The following is a 20,197-nucleotide window of genomic DNA, read 5'->3' on the forward strand; positions in this document are numbered from 1 at the left end:
TTCTCCTTCTTTTATTGTCTTTTGTTTTTTCTTTCCTTTTGTTTTTTTCTTTTCCCTTTGTTATTTTCCTTTTCCTTTTGTTATTTTCCTTTTCTCCAGTTTTTTACACTTTTACCCTTATTTCTATTTATCACTCTTAATTCTCTTTCTTTTATCTCTTGCCTGCAGCATTTTACTCCTTGCAGAAGCGAGCGCCGCTTATGAGTTCATAATATTGTTCTGTAGGAGTTCTCCAGTCCATATCTTTTGCAAGGAGGAAAGCTTCCCTGCAGAGGAGTTTATACTTAACCCTATCATCTATGAAATTCCGCGTAAAGTAGCTGACTGCCAGGGCATAATCAAGGACTGCTTCGTAATAGGGGAGATCGATGTTGTCTACCACTATCACCCCTCCAAGCACTTCTTCAAGGGACTCGATTGTCTTTATAGCGTCACTGAAGCCGCAAACCCGGCTGACCACGCTTGGGGTCCCTTCTTTTCCGGCTTCAAGCCCTGTGAGCAGGAAGGGGTCGTAACGCGAAGGAAAGATGCCTGCGCAGCAGCCTGCCATAAATTCCCCAACCTCCATGCCCAGCCCTCCGTCCGAGCTTGAAAGAATCTGGGGATAGAGAAGTGCTGCAACCGAGCGTTTTCCTCTTACCATTTTCGAAAAATCCAGTCCCTTTTCCTCGATCATCTGCTGAATTCTTAACTCGTTGCCTACAAGCACTTCTTTTGGCAGGTTAACAGGAAATCCTGAAGGGAGATTTGTTTTGGACCCTTCCGCCGTAACAAGGAAACAGATTACCCTGACCCCCTCCTGCATATGCCCTTCGAGAATACTGTTCTTTATTATATGTTCAAGAGCAACAAGGGAATCGAGAAGGTCGGGATACCCCTTATTTTCGACTTCCAGGCGGGAGATTGTGAAGATCGGGATTATCTTTTCGGGTTCTATCCTTTCTCCCCCGTGATACTTATACAGATTTTCGGAAAGGAATTTCCTTATCCGTTCGAGGAAGCTTTCTTTCAGGCTCCAGTCTATCTTATCGGATTCTATGGTTATTCCGTTTCGGATTACAATCCCTTTAATCCCGTAAAAGAGCCTGATTTCCTGCCGGGTCGATTCTCCGACTGCAGTAACCGTATCGGCATGGGATGCAAGGGCTTCGAGGGCAGTCAGGTTTTCAGGTACACCCGGAGGCCAGGTGCTGTCATTGTTCCTTCTTTTCTGGATGGAATTATATCCAGCAGCCCTTCCGGGCAGAGTTGCATGCAGGGTCGCAACCGTGTTTACCGGGACCCCGAGTCTTTTCAGCCTGGCTGGTGCATAAAACACTCCGAATTCGTGGCAGTGCAAGGAAACTCCCGGACAGGGAATAAAACCCTTACTTGAGGTTGTATCGGGAGTTTCGACATTTTCTGAGGATTTGCTTACAAGAAGCCGGACAAGCTCGGAAATCGCATAGGAAAGGCAAAGGTAATGAGTATATTCAGGCCCGTTTGACATATTCTCATATTTCAGGGAATCAAGCCCGAGATGTTCGTAGGCTTCAGCTTTGACCTTGCTTTCAAGGGTCATCTCATTTCCCATATACACGGTGCGTATTTTTCCGAAGTCCGAGGTTTTAAATTGCAAATAGCCGATCCTGGTATCTCCTACAAGTTTGCTTCCTGTAAAAGCCTTGATGCCTGAGTTTTCAAGGGATTCGAGGCTTTTACGGAGTTCCTCGCCAGGATTGAGAGGGTCAAGTTCCTCCATAACTGTAATCCGGTTCAATCCCCTATTCCAATCCGCACCCCTGTACCCGTAATAAGGTCCGGCAATAAGTATCTCCTTCCCTTCCTTTGTATTCAGTCTGCCGGAATCGAAAAGTGCGGCAAGGGTTTGTGCTTCCTCATTTATAACGTTCCAGATCCCACCCATCTTGTTTGATTTAGGGCCTGCTTCCTCTCCGGCAATTATGACAAAATGCTTTTCCAAATCCTGACCCCCAGGGCCTCTTGCCATTCCGTTCCTTATTTATATTTTAATTCTCCTGTAAATATTAAAATCTATCAATCGAAAAATAAACTTGCAAGGGGTGCGGCTCCGTGATGAAACGGTTGAAATCCTGTGCCTGCGCCCGATTGTTGCTGGTAACAGGAAAAGGAGAGAAAGCATTAAAGCCGCCGGACCTTTCGAGAACACCGAAGAAGACATGACTCCGGTGCATAAGCAAAGGAAAAGGAGTTTTTCAGGCGCTGGCATCAAGTATCGAGGCCTTTGTTTTCGCGTAACAGCTTTCCACAAGTTTCATGGTGCCTTCGAGTTCGGTAATCTCAAAATCGAAGAGTGTGGAGAATTCCCTCACGTAAGCTTCGAAATCCTTCTCATAAATAAGGCCTGTATTTATCCTTGCAACTCTTTTGTATCCGGCATAATCAAAGAAAAATTTCGACATGGAAATATCATCCGGATTCTGGCTCAAGCCTGCGGTCCTGATCATCTCTCTCCAGTTTGCAGCCCACATAGGGGTGAGGAAAAAGGTGCCTACACCTTTGCAGCTTTTCAGGGCATCAAGATAACGTCCCCTGCCTCCGAGCACGGCACCTATGCAGTCGTCAACGATTTCCCCGTTTTCTTCTTTCAGGATACTGACCTTGCAGCCCAGGGTCCTGAAGTCGTCTTCAATTTTTCCAAGCACATTGCCGCAGAGCCCGTAAAAGAGCAGGATTCCATCCGAATGGGGAGCTATTGCCTCCACTCTTGAATATACTGTCTTTTTAAGATTTTCAGGAATTGCGTGCAGGGCAAGCTCAAGCATGTATATATTCAGGGTTAAGCCTTTCTCTTCCTGTTTTTCCGGGAGCTTTTCAAAAGGAAGCGCCGTATGCGGAATCTCGGTTTCCAGCATTTTTTTCCTGATTCCACCAGAATCATCGTTTTCTACTACGATTATTTTCTCAATCTCAGGGTCATTCTCAAGCAGGTGCATTATTTCATCTTCAAACATCCTGCACCCGATTATACTGATCACTGGCATTCACAGTTCCTCCTTTTTTTCCCTTGAAGCTGAAAAGCGGGCTCTTATAAGAGCGTTGCATCATTCTGTATATCTTCTCTATTGTTCTGCAATATTCTATGTATTCTTCAATACTTTATGTTATTCTACAATATTTTATATTACTCAATAATGGGTTAATATTTTCCTGTTTTGGTAATTTTCTGGTTTTAATTCAAAATACTGTTCTTCAGATTAAAGCTCAATATCTCACTCCATGACTGTACAGGTATTGTTCAACCACATTTTTTGAAGTGTACCATATCACGTTTTTCCTGGTTTTACTGCAATGACAAAACAGCACAGGAACATTAGTGCAGCCATTACTGAGATTAAATAATTGACCATTATCGATAATGGGCTAGTTACTTAATATAGCTACATAATCATTCTAATTATAATAAGACTTGACTATTAAGAGAAAAGTTTTTATAATTTATTATATCTTACATTAATGATCTGTTATTAGAGTAATAATGGATCACCAGTTTACTTGCAATATTCAAGCAACCTTTGTCATTGCTCACAGGAATCTTTATGCTAACAAGTGTTATCTCACCTACCATTTCCGCAACTGCTGGTCTTCCCGAGTACTGGAACATTGTTATTGTCGGGCTTTTGATACTTCTATCTCTTATGGAAGTCCTAGCTGCAACTCAAAAATGGAACAGAGATATTAACTGTTCTTTTAATATTGCGATCATTCCTTTAATTTTCAGTTTTATTGAAATGGTAATCTTCAAAATTATACAATTTATCTAATTCTGGATCTTTGAACCTATTTTTTCAGTTAGCCATTTAAATTTTAGAAGTAATATTCTTAAAAAAGTAGCGAAGAATTAAAACATAAGAAACGTATATCAGAGATAAGATTTTAGGACTGTGGTAGAATTTCGTAGTATACTAATGTAAAATATAATCCAAATTAACTCTAAATTAGACAAATTCTCCAGTATTTACAACCCGGTTACTGACCTAAATAGCATTGAGAAAGCAAGCACTAAAGATAAGTCGAGAACTGTCAGATAAGCGATACTAATCAGAGCTGGAAGGACTCATAAATATTCTCACCGGGTGAAAATCCGGAAGGTGAAAAATGTTAAACTCAACTGAACCCCAGGACGATTTCAGCAAGCAGGTGCCTAAGAATCTCATAACCAACGTGCTATATTTTATAGTCAATCTCGCAAGTGGACTGTTTCTGGTACCATATTTTATTGATTCACTTGGCGTGGCGAGCTATGCAATGATTCCACTGGCGACCTCTTTTACAGCTTATGTAAATTTAATTATGGTATCCCTTAACACATCAGTCTCAAGGCCTATGACTATTGAATTACAAAGAGGAGAGTTTAAAAAAGCAAATGTGACCTTTAATACGGCTCTGTTTGGAACACTTGGGATTATCTTACTAATGCTTCCTATAGTAGTACTACTTTCCTATTATTCTCCTTCGTTTTTTGACGTTCCATCAAACCAGGAAAACTCTACGAGAATTCTTTTTCTTGGGGTTATAATTGCATTCTTATTACGAGCCTGGAGCAGTAACCTCGGAGTTTCTATTTTTGCCTATAACAGACTTGACCTTCTGAACATAATAAGTGCAATAAATATCCTTGTTCAGGTGGGCCTGATCATATTATTTTTTAAGCTGGATTCCCCAAACCTTGCTTACATAGGATTAGCTTACCTGATCGCTGCCATAGTTGCCTTTGTTCTTACTTTGTTTTTCTCACATAAAATAAGCCCTCAACTTACAATAAATATAAAGGACTTCTGCAGAATAAAGGCTAACGAGATTATGGGGATGGGGGGCTGGGTTATTATTACTCAGATTGGCTCCCTCCTCTTTCTCCAGATAGACCTTATAGTTGTAAACAAATTATTTGGCACTCTTGCGGGTGGAGAATACTCGATAGCTTTCATGTGGAGTTCAGTGCTACGCACTATTGCAGGTGTGCTTATAAGTATCCTTACACCAGTGATTTTAACTTACTATATAAAGGGCAGGATCGAAGAACTTATAAACCTTTCAAAAAGTGCCATAAAACTTACAGGCTTTGCACTGGCTCTTCCAGTTGGCTTTATCTGCGGTTTTGCTCCACAACTTCTTTTACTCTGGATAGGCCCCGAGTTTGTAAAACTCTCACCATTAATGTTAATAATGCTGTCTCATCTTGTGATTAACCTTCCAGTAATGCTTCTCTTCGACATCAATGTTGCATACAATAAGGTGCGAACTCCAGGAATTGTCACATTTTGGATGGGAGTAGGCAATTTTCTGTTGGAAATAATACTTCCGTTTATCACTGGCTGGGGATATTATGGGGTTGCAGTTGCAGGAGCAATTGTACTGACGCTTAAAAATGCCTTTTTTATCCCCTGGTATGCGACTAAGGTACTTGGGATCCCAAAAACCACTTTTATGAGTTCCATGATTCCCGGAGCTTTAGCAGTGTTTATAGTAACAGGACTTTGCAGGCTTATTAGCTTTCTTGTGCCTGTTTCCGGACTTGGAACCTTAATAATATCTGGTATCGTTATAACAATAGCATATATATGTGGTGTGTGGATTTTTACTAAAGAAAATGCCGAACGTCAGATAATACTGTCTATGATTCCTTCTGCTATAAGATATAAATTTAAGCTGGAGATTAAAAACAGTACAAAATAAAGATTCTCAATACAGTTTCTATTAATAATTTCCAATTATCCTTTTTCTTTACAGGATTTTGCAAGATAAGCTGAAAATTCTTTATTATCATATATGTGATACACGTTCATACATGAGTTAACATAAGCCAGATCACTTTCATTAACTTGTCCAACATCTTTCCACACTGTAGAATACGCCTGTCTCTCATATTCTGTTATCAAAAAATACTGGGTAAAATTAGATGGAAAGATCTCTGTCTCAGATGAACTTAAATTTGTTGGAAAACTGATCCAGGGTCTAACTGAGGACATATGAATTGAAGAATATTTTGAACCATAGATAAGAGAAGAGTACCTGTTCAAAGGACTAAGTAACCCAATTGTAGGTATATTCTCGTTTTTAGAATCCACTAACCATTTTCCTCCATAAATGTCATAACTAGTAAATTGATCGCTTGGATATGTGATAATAGGAGATTGGTACAGTGAGGCAACTGTAGTGATTACAGATAGGATTATGAGAAGATTTAGAACTATTCTGTACTGTTTACGCAAAGAAACCATAAGATATCCTAGCAACAATGGTGTAAATATCATGTTAACATTTAAGTTAATAAATCTATATGGAGTATGAGCCTGAGAGGAAATAAAAAGAAAAATATAAAAGATGCTACCAAAAACAAAACACAAAGAAACAGATTTCAAGCTTTTTTCTGAATTTTTAAATATAAATAAGATTGAAAGTAAAGAGAAGATATAGTACGTAAATTCATCAAAGGTCATAATTAACAATGACCTTATTGCCGTTAAAAAACCCAGCTTATTGGCATATCCCGTTGCTAAAGTCAACGTTGTAGCACCTGAACTTCTCATGAGGAGAGAATTCTCTATTTGTTCAATAATTTCAATAGCGTTTTTTGTTAAAGCATACTGAGCTAGATACCAGATAGACGAGGTTATCAAAAAAATCATAATTAAACGTAAAGATACTTTATGAGATTTGCTCTCTGACAACGTTTCTTCAATATACATACATAAGAGATATAATAGAAAAATTAAAGATACAATGGGATGAGTAAATGGCAGTACTAAACAGATTAAAACAACAAGAATTCTATAGCGGTAATCATTGTTTTTATTAAGGGCGTAAAATAAAAGCGGTAAAATTAAAGTTGAGATGAGCATATAATATATTGTTGGAAAAAACCAAGCAAAAAATAGAGGTATTGAAGCTATAACTGAGTATACAATAAAATTCTGATTTTGTTTAAATGATTTCGCCCAGCAATAAATAGATAGCATATAAATTATAACAAACAAAGTTGGAACGTATTTTGATACCTCTAAAGCAGAAATGTCTAAAACTTGGCTGATCTGAGAAATAAGTACTGAGGTATATGGATAAAAATTATAATTAGGGATATTATCATAAATGCTTACATCCATTGCATACCCTATATAGTCTGCATTATCCCCTCTACCCATGATTAGCATGTAGTTTTTTAATTTAGGAAGCAAAACTAATAATATATTACAAAAGATAATCTGAAAAAACCCTAAATTAAACTGCTTGCTGCTTCTAGTGGGAATAGAAGACCACAAGAGAAACATTCCATTTATTAAACCAAATAGTAGAGATATCCAGAAAATTAAAGGCGTAGAGGAATATATGCAAATTTCATAGCCCATAGCTGGCTTTCTTGCAATTATCAAAAGAGAGTACGAGATAAGTATAAAAGATATTGCTGTAGATAATAGCTGAAATTTATATATAGAACACATTCGACTCTGTAATTTGGACTCAAAAAATCTAATGATGTTACCCAGTTCCAAATTAATTTTGCTATATTTATTCACATTAGACTCTTTCGGCATGTAGTACCTCCGGTTCTATTAAGAGCCGGTTACTAATACTGGATATAATCTTCTGGCCCTCGCATTGCTGCAAGAATTTTGGAGTTTTTAGAAGTGTTATCAGAATCTACAACAATATCACTAGTCAAAGCAACTGGCATCAAAGCTATGCAAGATTAAAATAAACATCTATTTTTTATTAGCACATCTTTTGCAAAGCACTGAAATTCTGTAAAAACGGCTTCACAATCATCTGAACTAGAGAGTTTTTCCATTAGTTTGAATTACCTGGTATATCTTTTCTTATTTATTCTGGGCCTCTAAAGTTTATTTAAACGTTTTCTACAAACTTAGCTTTAAAATGTCGTATAGAATGTTACCGGGTTGTCTGTTTTTTGTCTTAATTTAGCAGTTGATACTAGAATGTCTTATCTGTTACTTCAAAAGCACTACTTTACATTGGACAGAGGGATATATAAATTTATTTACGATGTGCGTGCTCAGCCATAAAAACCTCTGAATATTAATCCAATTATTCACAGAGTTGCATTTCTACAATCTTTAAATTTGAGAACCCAGAGGCAAGCGGGAAGCTACAGTTCCTGCGGTTAATCATAATTAACTCTCACGAACTTAAAGTGACTGCAGATAAAAATAATTAGCCTGAATATGCAAAAAATCATATTATGAAGGTGGCACAAATGAAGAAAAATATAGAAAAATAAACCGCTAAAATTGATTTTTATTCCGTTTTTAGCTTTTTAAAATCTAGCTAAAAGGCATGAAATTAACCACATGTCAAAATACTATCTAAATTATGTTAGAACAATGAAATAATTATTTATAATCAGTGTACTTAGATTATGTCAACAAAAAATTAAAGGAAGATCATGGTGGGGAAGAATATGAGAATTCGAGTTATTAGTTCAAGAAAAGAGATCTTTGCGTTAAATCCTAATGAACGTATTGTCCATCTGGCATTCAGGCCTTCAAACAAGGATATTTTTGGACTGGTTGAGACCTGTCCAAAGATTGAAGTGATTCAATTACCTAAGTCTTACATGGGCACAATTTCAAAGTCTATAGAAATGTTTCTTGAGATGCAGAAAACTCAGCTTATAGAAGGCGATGTCTGGGGTCACCGGAAGGGTATTAACGAATACTATGCCATTCCATACTCAGTAATTGAGAAAATAAGAGAAATGAGAATAGATGGTAAAAACAATGTAGATATTGAAGTAAAAATTTCAAAGGAAAACGGACTTAACCCTGAAATGGTCGCCTATATCATGAACAAGGAAGCTCCTGCCTGAGTTTTGACAGTACAGAGCATGTAGGTAGGCGTATGTTATACTGGAGAACAGGTGTAAAGATATGGGTGCATCCTTTATACCTAATCTCCAGCTTAACTACCCCAACTAATTCTAAATTTTAAAGTTAGTTTAAGTTTTATTTAAAGAAATAACTTGAATCTATATTCATTCAACAATTGGACTACTTATCAATAGTTTTCTGTATACTATCTCAGAAAGCATGAGGATTTTCTGCCATTCTTCCCGCAACATACGGGAAATATCTATTAATTATAACAATAATAGGGACCAATAAAATAAATGTTAAAAGTACATCAGTTATAAAAAATATGCTTTCATTGGCTTGTAAGTTTAAATAACTAAATAGAGTTGGAAGAGCATATTTTAGTGTAGAGATTATCAAATAATGGAGCCCTAAAATAATAAGGCTATTTTTTCCATAAAACTGCAGAATTTTTAGTGGTTTTATAATCTTAAAAATATAAACATAAACCAATATTCCAGAAAAAGCTGAGAGATAAAATAACAAGTAACTGTTGTAAATTAATTTATACATATCAACCCTGGAATTTATGAAAGACGACATTATATGTATAAGGAAAAGGAAAAATATAAAAACTTGGCTTTTGTTAAAAAAAGTATTTTCATATTTTCTTCTGAAGAGGTAGCCTGCTGAATAAAAGACTATCCCAGTTAATGCCATATCAATGCCCCAGGGCATTCTCACTGAAGTGTAATCATTATATAAGAAACCAATAAGTGAGAAGATTATCACTAAAGCTAAAAACTTATAGTTTTGTCTTAAATATTTTCTTGATACAAAAAACAATATTTCAGTTACAAATAAACATGGTAAAAACCACAAAGGGGTATTTATAAGATATCCATTTGCTGAACATATAACAGCATACATATTGAAAAGTATACCTTTTCCAAACATTTCAATGTTTTGAGTTTCTGGCTGATATAAACAGTCCATTAAAATATAAAACATGTAAGCGATTACTGAAAAAAAGAAGTACGGAGTGATTAGTGATGAAATTCTCTTTGTGAGATATTCTTTTTCCATATTTATATATTTCTCAAAATTAATTAAATAACCCGATATAAAGAAAAATAGTGGCATGTGAAATGAATAGATATATTGATCTAATTCAGTAAAAATTAATCCGCTACATAGAGTACTTAAATGGCCAATGACCACCAGTATTATTGCTATACCTTTTAAAGAGTCAATCCAGGCATGTCTCATACAAGTCTCTTGCAATTTGCTTGAATATAATTAGATATTTTTTTGGATTAACTTGGATATTATCTCATTTTATCCTATAATGGTATTAAGAAACTAATTTCCTTATATATCCTACTGTCATATCATTTGAAGATATTTATTTAATATTAGCATGATATGTGACGGTTAACACAGAACTATAAATTAGGGGGTTTGAGTCTGGATTACTGCCGGTTCCCTGAGTTTGCAGTACTGTTTCTTTTTTTATACAAAGATTTACATATCAGATCAACTACATATTAAATTAATTGCATATCAAATTAATGTTAATGTTTAATAAATGCAAAACCGGCGATTCTTAATGAAGAAAAAAATAATTATTGTTCTATTGGCTTGTCTAATTTTTACAACTGTACCCGAAGCACGTAACAATAAGATAGTATATGGTTTTTGGCCCGACTGGCCTTATCTTGGATCCTATCAACCAGATTGGAGTACCTTAACCCATGTTTCATACTACAAATGGACTTTAAACAGTGATGGTACACTCACAAACCCAGGAAATATAAGTAATTATTATGCAGTTAGGGACCAGGCACATCAGCATGGAGTAGAAGTAACACTGTGTATAAAATCAAGTGATCCATACGTAATGGACAGTGTAATTGCAAATCATCAAACAGATTTTATAGACAATATATCAAACTCGTTACAAATATACGGTGCAGATGGAGTAAATTTAGACTTGGAAACACCGACCGATATAAATAGTATCACAGGAACTTCAAATGTTCCTTTATTTGAAAATTTAATGGCAAATCTTTATACAACTTTAAAAACTGCCAATCCCGCTTATCATATCTCACTTGATATTCCCTGGGAGATAAAATATGTAGCAACTTTCAAGAATGCAAATCTAATAAGATATGTGGACTCAGTTTTTCTCATGAGTTATGATTATTGTAATCGTAGGACCACATGCCCTAATTCCCCATATGACACAACAATACGATATCATGCGCTCGATTCAGTAAATGAAATATCAAAATATTTCAATAAAAATCAAATACTTTCAGATTTGCCATTCTATGATTATCCAACTGATTCTAATATACAATATGATGTGGTCGATGCAGTAAAAGAAACATCAAAATACTTTGATAAAAACCAAATAATATTAGGTTTACCGTTTTATGGCTATGACTATTCGACTGATTCTAATCAGCCAGGAGCAAATATAACCAGTGAAAAAGCTATACATATAGGAGATGCTATTAATAATTCTCAGATTTATGGCAGAATTTGGGACTCGGACTCTAATACGCCTTGGTATTATTATAAGTCTGGTGATACCTGGCATCAGGTATGGTACGATGACGACGAATCACTTCGACTGAAATATCAATATGCCAAATCCAAAAATTTAGGTGGAGTAGGTTTCTGGGCTTTGGGATACGAAAGAAATTATCCTACCATCTGGAACGTGTTTCACTCTCCTAAACTCCCGCCTGATAGCTCATTTTGAGAAATGTGTCCACTGATCGTGGTGAAGAAGTAAACCTTGAGTAATTTCTAACCGAGTGCTTAATAATATGATAGTGTCGCGTGGATGTAAGATTTTCATGCCCTTGACATAGACAGACCGTAGATTCTAATATGCTGCAGCAATACACCAGCTTTCAAATGTCTTTCTCGCTGTTTTTGCTGAGAGACCATAGGAATTGGTACCTACATCCTCTGCCCATTTCCTTAGATCTCTATTCCGGTTACTTTCTGCATGGTTCACGGGCTTCAATTACCCACCGGGTATATTTTTATTAGCTTTTAGTAAAGCCTTGTGATTAGGCTGCAAATGCAGGCAAAATGGAGATGAAACTAAGTAAAACTCAAGGAAAACATCAGGTTTTAAGGTAAATCTGACAGTTAGAACTTACACTGATTTTGCAACAAGAAAAGATAATTCAGTAGTTTTTAGGGGAAAATACTGTATTTTAAGGGCCTGAAAATCTGCCTGGGAAATGGCACGCTGGAGAGGATAAAACACAGGGTTAAAATCTGATTCTTTTTTGCTCTCCGTTGTGGAGTATATCCTGACAGACTCAGCTGCCAACCTGCAACGTGGTTCCCTGAACCGTGGCTATCTTCTCATGAGAGTCCTATTTGCTCTTTAAACTACTGTCTGAAAACATATTTCGCGAACACAAGGATGGCTATGAGTGCTATGCAAGTCAATATAGCGTTTGCTGTTTCCTTATTAATGATTGTAACAAAAATAGTTAATCGGCTTTGATGACGTTATAATACTTTATGCTATGTTTCAATGAGACAAAAAACATTAATGAGCTATAAGTTTACCCCCCTTTTGTCTTTTTGGAGTAAAAATATAATACGCAACAGTACCAGATACTGTTTTGTTTAATTATAATGTATGAATTCTTAACAGACTGTCAGGTTCAGTAAATGCAGTCATTTTCCTGTAAAACAGCTGTTTTTCTCATTCATGTCAGAAATCTCTAGAAGCTTCAGAAAACTCCAGAAAGCCCAAATGAATATAAAGGCTCTAAGGGCAGCAAAGGCTTGAAAGCAGAAATCATTAAATTATGTCTGCTGTGCACTTTTTCAAAAAGAATACAGAACATTTTAATATTTACAGAGAGTTTGGCACACTACCACAAATAGCAATGTACAGTCTCCTCAACTTTGAAATTTCTAATTTTTCACCACAAGGAAAACACAATAAGAAGGCATCAGGCGCAGGATAAGCCTGCTATAAGCCTTTGATAGAAGACTTTGAAACTATTTAACTCCTTATAAAATGTTTTATGATAAAGAATGGTCAAGTTTTGAAATGAAATTAATTATCACCGCGTCCTTCTATAACATCAATGATACGCTGGCCGATCAGTGGAGCGGTGGAAGCGGCAAAAGTAGGATTAGGATGAGAATCCGAAGTTGATGCGGCATTCTCTGGCAAGAGGTATAGCCCGCCTCCAGTTTCAAGATCGCGGAAATCCCAGATATAGATATTATCACCGGGCTCATCCCAGGTTGTTTTGACCCAGTTCGCGAAGTCTCTTGCTTTTTTAGCTTCTGCAGCATTGGTTGCGCTTTCGACCAAAGCTGGACCGGTCCAAACGATGAAGCGTTTATTCGGAAACTCGTGCATCTTCGCTTTCAGGGCGTTGTACTGCAGCTTATAATTCTCTTCACTTTTAACACTGGAAGTGATATCCGGAGAGCCAGTATCGGCAACAACGTTGCTGACCGGGAAGCAGTGCTTCCAAACGATGACATCATAAGTCTTAGTCAGCATCTCCAATGACGGTTCTTTCTTATAGGCAGAAGCGCCGGCGTGATTGACCCAGATGTTCCAATAATCATAAGGATAGTTATTCCATCCATAGGGAAATGATTTCGGAAATTCCATTTGTGTTATACTGTAGCTTGTGCCATTAATAGCGTTGTAATTTGCAATCGCAGTGTCTACCCCACCGTTCCAGATGACTCCACCAGTACTGTGATGGAGATAAATGACTTCTGCCGAATTCGAATTTCCTATGGGTATAATATTGTTGTCTGTGCTACTGACGTTCGTTGTTTTAGTCGCGTTATTTGCAGATGTTACTAACTGTGCATTTTCACTGGCTCTTGAATTGTCGGTATCCGAGTTTGAACTGCACCCTAATGTAGAAATAAATAAAATAATAGTTAATAATCCTATAAGTTTAGTTCCAGATATAATTCCAGAAATTTTGCTTACAAGGCTCATGATAATCTCCAGACTTCACTTATTACTCTTTTGTAAGATGGCGTATAGTCGGAAAAGATAAATTTTCCTTTCACTGTATTTTACAGGAATTTACATATTTTAAATGTTAGTATGTTGAACTACATCTTATTAAGTTCTCCAGATTTAATATTCAACGAATTTGCCTGACAAAGGCTTATCAGGGTACTCTGAATAGATGGAGATTGATTATCATGGTTACAGGGGTGTACCTGTTGTTGATTATCAATTGTTTTGCCCTTCCTTTCCTACATGGAGATTCCCTGGCGCAGTAGAAATCAGAGATGTTCAATTGTCTATTTCTATTTTTATGACGAATAAAATATAATTCGAGTATGGTTATCCAGTGATCACCCGCAGATAGACAATTTGATTTTCATTCAATTAGTTCCTGAAATCTTTTCTGAATCTGGCCATCTCATAAACTATAGAGACTCATATATTTCTGGGAAAAATTGGGATAGTTATACTATATCTCCTTCAGGGGTATGGTAACGATTCTTTCGGCTGGTAGTTATATGTCAAATACAAGATTCTTTGCCATAGAAGAAAAGTTCTTGAAAAATACAGAAAAAGATCTCAATTTACAGGAAATACCTAAAAAGTAGAAGCTTTGAAAGATACTCAACGGATTCATGAATTACAGATAAAAGAGAAGATTTCTTAAAAAATAACCCTTAAAGTTGTCAGAATCAATAATTTGATCACTTTTGAAGATATGAATGTTAAAGGAATGATTATAAATTACAAGCTGACGAAATATACTGCAGATGCAGCATGGTAGCGGTTTTATATCCAAGTTTAAAGTATAAATCAGTATGGTTCGGGAAAACTATATTGAGAATAGGAATGTTTGAACCATCTTCTAATTTCGTAACGTTTATTGAGATATTCAGTTTTGACATTAAAGGATGCAGAATGAGTTTGCTCTGATTGCAATACATCGAATGATAGAGATTTCAATGCTGCAATAAATATCAAAATTCTCTCTCCTGACCAAAGCTCCCAGGAAAGGGATGAATTAAGAAGTTTACCATTTTTATGGCGGGGAATTGACTAGTAATTGGCCGTAACCAAAAACTCAGAAATAAGAAAAAATCTTTGATGTAATCATGATCTTCTTAAGTTGCTCATACTCCTTAACTTCCTCACTTCTTTTGCTCTATCGCCTACTACTAATGAGTTAGGTTTTACATCTGCGCCCACGACAGATCCTGCAGCTATAATCGATCCTGCACCAATTGTCACTCCGCCTAAAATTATAACATTTGCTCCAATCCAGCATCCATCTTCAACAACTATTTTCTTAGTTACATGTTTTCCGGCTCTTCTTTTCTCAGACCCTAGTTCGTGAGTGTCAGTAATAAATATTGTGTTCGGTCCTATGCCAACATTATTTCCAATAATAGTATGATGCCTTACCTCAACATTATTACTCATTGATACATTATCTCCGATTTCTACTGGTCCAATTAATTTACAGGAATTAGAAACACGAACATTTCTCCCAAAGACATATTTTCGAGTTAACAATTCGATGAAGTAGACATCTTTCCCAATATACGGAACTGAAGCACATTTTATAAACGGAAATAATATAAGACCTCTAATTTTCCACAATGGTCTTAATGAAGTGTCTATAAATACTAACTTTAGAATTGATAAGATAATAGGAGTTATAACCCCATCGAGTGCTATTGTTATATATCTACCTGCCTCTAGTAGATAAGAACAATAAATTATAATATGATTTACAACTCCTTCGACTGTCACTGTTAAATATCTACCTATTTTTAGCAGATAAGAATCAAATCTTGTTTTTAATAGATAGGCCCTCGTATTTCTTAACAAAGCCATAGTATTATTGCCCCAAAAAACCAAAAGATAATCACATTAATGTAATCTTTCCCAGTACTTAAACCTTATTAGTCAAGATGGACTCTTGCAGGCGCGAGAGAAAAATAAGTTCAATTATTATCTCAGCGAGGATATGTAAGAACGGAGCAACCGGTAAAGGATCTCATGGATAGTTATTATAATGGAACAGGTATAGTATAGTCAGCAGAGTTATCCCGCCTGCAGGCTAGATCCGAAGAGATAGAAAAGCATAATCAAATATTGAAGGAGATGGAGAAAGCGGAGAGCGGTAAGAGGATCTCAAGACCGCCTATACTATTATTTTCTGCCGGTTTAAAAATTGACTAATAAGAAGGCTATTGGAGTTCCAGAAAAAAGAATGTGGAAATTTTGGTAGTTCAACATTCTGCCATGCTTCTTATACGCTTGTTCAGCTGTCAGAATATAGAAAATATACACTTCCTTTTCTACCTCATATTTTGATAAAATCTTCGACACTGAATATCAAAGCTTGGGGTTTTACCTATGAGTCCAGATTCTCGCTTTACTTCAGCTTCTTCCTATATTTTGTCATTGAGCAAATGAAAAATTGTTTCCGTATTCTGACCTCTTTGGGCCACAATCAAAAAGCGCAATTCAGGTATCGGGCTAACATCTACAGCTTTTTTATAAAATCAAGTTTATCAATATAAAAGCCCGGGCTTCATAGTCTTTGACGAATAACTTACATGCATCAGATTTTAACCTAAATCCGCCTCAGAGGCAGTGTGAACTAGAGATATTTTGAATTCATTATTTTTTCTTTTCTTCTCTTAATTTTCTAAGAGAAGCTCTATCTAATTGCAATTCAGTATATAATTATTTATACAGTTCGAGGGTATATACAAGTTAAAAGTCACCTTACCAAAACATAAATTAAATAATACTAATGTTATAATAAAAAAGAAGTCTATTGATTACAATCACCAAGACAAAAGGAAAGAAAGTTTATGAGATGTATAGATAAGGTTCTATTAGGGTTGCTGCTACTTTTCATGCTGGCATTTCCGGGAGCAGCACAAGTAACAGATGGGCTGGTAACAGATGGGTTGGTTGTTTACTATAATGGTACTTTATCAGGGAATTCCCTGGTAGATCTCAGTGGAAACAGTAACACCGGATTTGCCACCAGTGTAACTCAAGGAACAAACCAAACAACTGGTGCAAGTTACATAAGCCTTAACGGTGTCAACAGTAAAATAGACATTTCCAACAATGTGAAGACTAACATTTCCAGTCCTGTGACGATCGAGTTCTATGGTTCAGTTAACAACTTCTCAAAATATGGGGCACTTGTAAGCAAATACAATGGCTCTAGTGGCTGGTATTTAAGTTGTTCTTCTGACTCTCCTTACAAAGCTCGTTTTAATGTAGTCAGGGAGAATGGCATTACCCCATACGGATACGACTCAAACGTTGGTCTTGTTGCCGGTCAGATATATCACATCGTAGCAACTTACGATAACAACACTTCTCAGATCTATATTAATGGTGTGGGGAATCCAGCGGACACTCGTGCATGGAATTCACCTGCAGTGGGGAGTGATAAAAACATTACCATAGGCTCTGGCTACGACTTAAACTCCGGTAACTGCAGTATGTACACATTTAGACTCTATAATCGGTCGCTATCACCGGCTGAAGTTTACCTAAATAATGAATACGAAAAAAAAACACATGAGCCAGATATTCCTGAGGATATTGTCTACTTAAAGAAAAAAGCATACGGTAACGGTGGGTTGCCTCGATATATGGGCTCACACGCTATGAGTCAGTCCGGGTCCGAAGTGAGCCTGGTCGATTCAAACCTGTCTTTGCTCGGATCAGTATTGACGCCATATTATAAAGACAACGGAAGCGCAGAAATCAATTATACTCTTTTGGACTCTTCAGTCTCAGGTGTAAAATGGAAGAATTACTACGCTCCAGGTTCTTCAGCTTCACTATCGTTCTCTGGAAACAATCGGACTAGGCAGGAAAACCTTAGTCTTTCAAATAATTCTCTTCATCTGTCAAGTTCAGTAACTTACATTGGGGACACATTAGTTACTAAAGAAGCAGTTCCAGTGACTGGTGATGCATTTCAGTTCTATGGGGATGGATTGAACACAATCTCAGAAAACACCGTTCAAGCCTACACCGATAATGGTGAGATTCAGAAAGACACCATCTTTATAAAGAATTCGCCAGGAATGTCACCGGGAGGTATTCCCATAGATAACGAATACCAAAACCGGACGGCTGGAACTACTCGGAGTAACTCAATTGATCTTCCAATTTCTTCTCCACAGTTGACCCCAATGCCTTGCCCGAGTGGATACCTGGGCTCTCTGAGTTTCGCAATTCATGCTGATGCACAAGACCCGGATTCCTTGAAAACGCTGATGTACGGAACCAACGATATTAATGATGCTGAATATGGCACAAAAGGGTATATTGGTCACGGGCTAATATGCACTTGGGCAGCATTCGCGGCTTCTTCTGGAGGTGGAATTGGTTTTGAGGACGCCTCGTTCAAATCAACACTTGATGACATGCATGAAAAAGGTTTTGAAATAGTACCTCATAATGTGGTTGGTTCGGCGGGCGAAGGTAATCCTACTCGTGAAATGACTGGATATTATTTACCGTGGTACGACGGTAATTACACCTCACGAAATTGGATCGACCACGGGTTAAATGGGGGAAATAGAAACACAGGTTTAAAGAGTTTGGGTTTGGAGAATTCATCACAATATTACATAGGGGATTTACTGCATGAACATGGGATTGAGTATGCTTGGGCGTATCAAGACATTACTCTAAAACCAAACACCTATGGAGAAATTTCAACAAGTCGTACTCAGTCTCTTGGGCTTCCCTATGATATTGTCTGGACGAATACTAATTTTACCTGGGACGATGGCACACCGATGTACGAGTGGACCTCAACCTGGGCGTATGATAAGACTGCTCTGGATTATTTCAAAAATGATACTCTTGAGACTATGATTGATAGTTATGGAGTATGTTTCTGGCATGATTACACAGCGCAAAATGATGAAACTTTTGAAGGCTATTATTATACTAAAGGCAATCCGTGCAGGATCAACGAGACGTATGATAATCTTTTGCTGAACATGTCTAAACAAAAGGATGATGGTAGGCTCTGGAACCCAACTGTAAGCCAGTATATCGACTATTGGCGAGCTGCATGTAACATTGAGTGTAGGTGTACTGGTCAGGACACATACACTTTGATCAACCACAATTCTGAAACTGTCCCTGGTTATGCCATGCGGGTCATAGGGTCATACACTATGAAACTTGACGGCAATGATTTGGGCAGCAGTCAATACAGAAAGCATGGAGACAATACAATATTCTGGATGGACCTCTCGCCAGGTACACATTCACTAACACTAGCAAGAGTTTAAAAAATCGTTAAAGGTTTATTTTTTTCTTGTGTGGGCGTAATATATAAAATTTGGATTCTTGAGGTTTTTGGAAGATTGATAGTTTTGTGGATTTGAAGCTAACTGAAAATACTAATAGCTTCCAAAACTTTAAGCTTCTAAACTTCTAATAATTTTTTAGTAAGTTTTATATAAAGGGTGCTCACAAATTACACGTTACAGTCTATATATATAATACATGTAATGCTGCGGAACATGGTTACACATATCAATTATTAGATGATTTGATGGCTCTTACCCCCCAGCAGTCACTTTATTCCGAAAAAGAAGACTCAGCCTTCTTATTAAAGAGGTTTTGCGATAGGGCGATGATGTACATCTTAATGTATGTGTCACAGCAGCTGGAAGTTGATAATCACCAAAATAATAAGGGAACGTATATCTTATGACAAATAATCGGTTCTTTTTGCTAATAGTAACGGGAATGTTATTGCTCGTTTCATGCGTTCAAGCAGCACCGGAAACATTCGTACCACAGGTAACAGATGGGTTGGTTGTTTATTATGATGGCAGTTTATCGGGGAATTCCCTGGTAGATCTCAGTGGAAACAGTAACACCGGATTTGCCACCAGTGTAACTCAAGGGACAAACCAAGCAACTGGTGCAAGTTACATAAGCCTTAACGGTGTCAACAGTAAAATAGACATTTCCAACAATGTTAAGACTAACATTTCCAGTCCTGTGACGATTGAGTTCTATGGTTCAGTTAACAATTTCTCAAAATATGGGGCACTTGTGAGCAAGTATAACAGATCAAGTGGTTGGTATTTAAGTTGTTCTTCTGACTCTCCTTACAAAGCTCGTTTTAATGTAGTCAGGGAGAATGGCATTACCCCATACGGATACGACTCAAACGTTGGTCTTGTTGCCGGTCAGATATATCACATCGTAGCAACTTACGATAACAACACTTCTCAGATCTATATTAATGGTGTGGGGAATCCAGCGGACACTCGTGCATGGAATTCACCTGCAGTGGGGA

General features: G+C 37.0%; 13 protein-coding genes. 6 read left to right on the forward strand and 7 right to left on the reverse strand.

What is annotated here, in order from left to right; translation table 11 throughout:
* Positions 1–172: 172 nt before the first annotated feature.
* Together EQO05_RS09815 and EQO05_RS09820 are read right to left on the reverse strand one after the other, a co-directional pair.
* Positions 173–1,963, reverse strand: a complete 1,791-nt coding sequence (locus EQO05_RS09815; RefSeq protein ID WP_128506042.1) for a glycosyltransferase — start codon at positions 1,961–1,963, stop codon at positions 173–175.
* Between the two features lie 253 nt (positions 1,964–2,216).
* Complete coding sequence (locus EQO05_RS09820; protein WP_128506043.1) at positions 2,217–3,005, reverse strand: DUF1638 domain-containing protein; 789 nt, start codon at positions 3,003–3,005, stop codon at positions 2,217–2,219.
* A gap of 555 nt (positions 3,006–3,560) precedes the next feature.
* Between EQO05_RS09820 and EQO05_RS09825 the strand changes: the two genes are divergently transcribed.
* Positions 3,561–3,785: a hypothetical protein gene (locus EQO05_RS09825; protein WP_128506045.1), complete on the forward strand. Its 225-nt coding sequence runs from the start codon at positions 3,561–3,563 to the stop codon at positions 3,783–3,785.
* 334 nt (positions 3,786–4,119) lie between these two features.
* Complete coding sequence (locus EQO05_RS09830) at positions 4,120–5,697, forward strand: lipopolysaccharide biosynthesis protein (RefSeq protein WP_128506047.1); 1,578 nt, start codon at positions 4,120–4,122, stop codon at positions 5,695–5,697.
* Positions 5,698–5,732: 35 nt separating this feature from the next.
* On the opposite strand, the gene EQO05_RS09835 is transcribed toward EQO05_RS09830, so the two are convergent.
* The gene (locus tag EQO05_RS09835) at positions 5,733–7,553 is read right to left on the reverse strand and encodes a hypothetical protein (protein WP_128506049.1); all 1,821 of its coding nucleotides are present in this window, start codon (positions 7,551–7,553) and stop codon (positions 5,733–5,735) included.
* Positions 7,554–8,437: 884 nt separating this feature from the next.
* Here EQO05_RS09835 and EQO05_RS09840 point away from each other — a divergent pair.
* Entirely contained in the window at positions 8,438–8,845 is a 408-nt protein-coding gene (locus tag EQO05_RS09840) for a DUF1699 family protein (RefSeq protein WP_128506051.1), read from the forward strand.
* A 211-nt stretch (positions 8,846–9,056) separates the two neighbouring features.
* Here the strand turns inward: EQO05_RS09840 and EQO05_RS09845 are convergent, their stop codons facing one another.
* Positions 9,057–10,097, reverse strand: coding sequence for an acyltransferase family protein (locus tag EQO05_RS09845; RefSeq protein ID WP_128506053.1), 1,041 nt, complete (start codon positions 10,095–10,097; stop codon positions 9,057–9,059).
* Positions 10,098–10,437: 340 nt separating this feature from the next.
* Here EQO05_RS09845 and EQO05_RS09850 point away from each other — a divergent pair, with 340 nt between their 5' ends.
* Entirely contained in the window at positions 10,438–11,601 is a 1,164-nt protein-coding gene (locus EQO05_RS09850; RefSeq protein WP_164888527.1) for a glycosyl hydrolase family 18 protein, read from the forward strand.
* Positions 11,602–12,006: 405 nt separating this feature from the next.
* Here EQO05_RS09850 and EQO05_RS09855 read toward each other — a convergent pair whose 3' ends face one another.
* From EQO05_RS09855 to EQO05_RS09865, 3 genes are all read right to left on the reverse strand, one after another.
* Positions 12,007–12,186: a hypothetical protein gene (locus tag EQO05_RS09855; RefSeq protein ID WP_128506057.1), complete on the reverse strand. Its 180-nt coding sequence runs from the start codon at positions 12,184–12,186 to the stop codon at positions 12,007–12,009.
* A 744-nt stretch (positions 12,187–12,930) separates the two neighbouring features.
* Positions 12,931–13,845 (reverse strand): hypothetical protein, encoded by a 915-nt coding sequence (locus tag EQO05_RS09860; RefSeq protein WP_205793769.1) that lies wholly within the window; start codon positions 13,843–13,845, stop codon positions 12,931–12,933.
* Positions 13,846–14,973: 1,128 nt separating this feature from the next.
* Positions 14,974–15,720 (reverse strand): DapH/DapD/GlmU-related protein, encoded by a 747-nt coding sequence (locus EQO05_RS09865; RefSeq protein WP_128506058.1) that lies wholly within the window; start codon positions 15,718–15,720, stop codon positions 14,974–14,976.
* 989 nt (positions 15,721–16,709) lie between these two features.
* Between EQO05_RS09865 and EQO05_RS09870 the strand changes: the two genes are divergently transcribed.
* On the forward strand, positions 16,710–19,175 hold the full coding sequence (locus EQO05_RS09870; protein WP_240664549.1) for a LamG domain-containing protein: 2,466 nt from the start codon (positions 16,710–16,712) through the stop codon (positions 19,173–19,175).
* 424 nt (positions 19,176–19,599) lie between these two features.
* Positions 19,600–20,197 (forward strand): LamG domain-containing protein (locus EQO05_RS09875; protein WP_164888528.1); only part of this gene is annotated, 598 nt, incomplete at its 3' end.

Origin of the sequence: Methanosarcina sp. MSH10X1 (genome assembly GCF_004099695.1) — an archaeon.
GTDB lineage: Archaea > Halobacteriota > Methanosarcinia > Methanosarcinales > Methanosarcinaceae > Methanosarcina.

Excerpts from the sequence above, each read along its gene's own strand:
- EQO05_RS09820 (WP_128506043.1), bottom strand. The coding sequence starts at position 3,005 with ATGCCAGTGATCAGTATAATCGGGTGCAGGATGTTTGAAGATGAAATA.
- EQO05_RS09840 (WP_128506051.1), top strand. The coding sequence starts at position 8,438 with ATGAGAATTCGAGTTATTAGTTCAAGAAAAGAGATCTTTGCGTTAAAT.
- EQO05_RS09825 (WP_128506045.1), top strand. The coding sequence starts at position 3,561 with ATGCTAACAAGTGTTATCTCACCTACCATTTCCGCAACTGCTGGTCTT.
- EQO05_RS09870 (WP_240664549.1), top strand. The coding sequence starts at position 16,710 with ATGAGATGTATAGATAAGGTTCTATTAGGGTTGCTGCTACTTTTCATG.
- EQO05_RS09845 (WP_128506053.1), bottom strand. The coding sequence starts at position 10,097 with ATGAGACATGCCTGGATTGACTCTTTAAAAGGTATAGCAATAATACTG.
- EQO05_RS09830 (WP_128506047.1), top strand. The coding sequence starts at position 4,120 with ATGTTAAACTCAACTGAACCCCAGGACGATTTCAGCAAGCAGGTGCCT.
- EQO05_RS09860 (WP_205793769.1), bottom strand. The coding sequence starts at position 13,845 with ATGAGCCTTGTAAGCAAAATTTCTGGAATTATATCTGGAACTAAACTT.
- EQO05_RS09865 (WP_128506058.1), bottom strand. The coding sequence starts at position 15,720 with ATGGCTTTGTTAAGAAATACGAGGGCCTATCTATTAAAAACAAGATTT.
- EQO05_RS09850 (WP_164888527.1), top strand. The coding sequence starts at position 10,438 with ATGAAGAAAAAAATAATTATTGTTCTATTGGCTTGTCTAATTTTTACA.
- EQO05_RS09835 (WP_128506049.1), bottom strand. The coding sequence starts at position 7,553 with ATGCCGAAAGAGTCTAATGTGAATAAATATAGCAAAATTAATTTGGAA.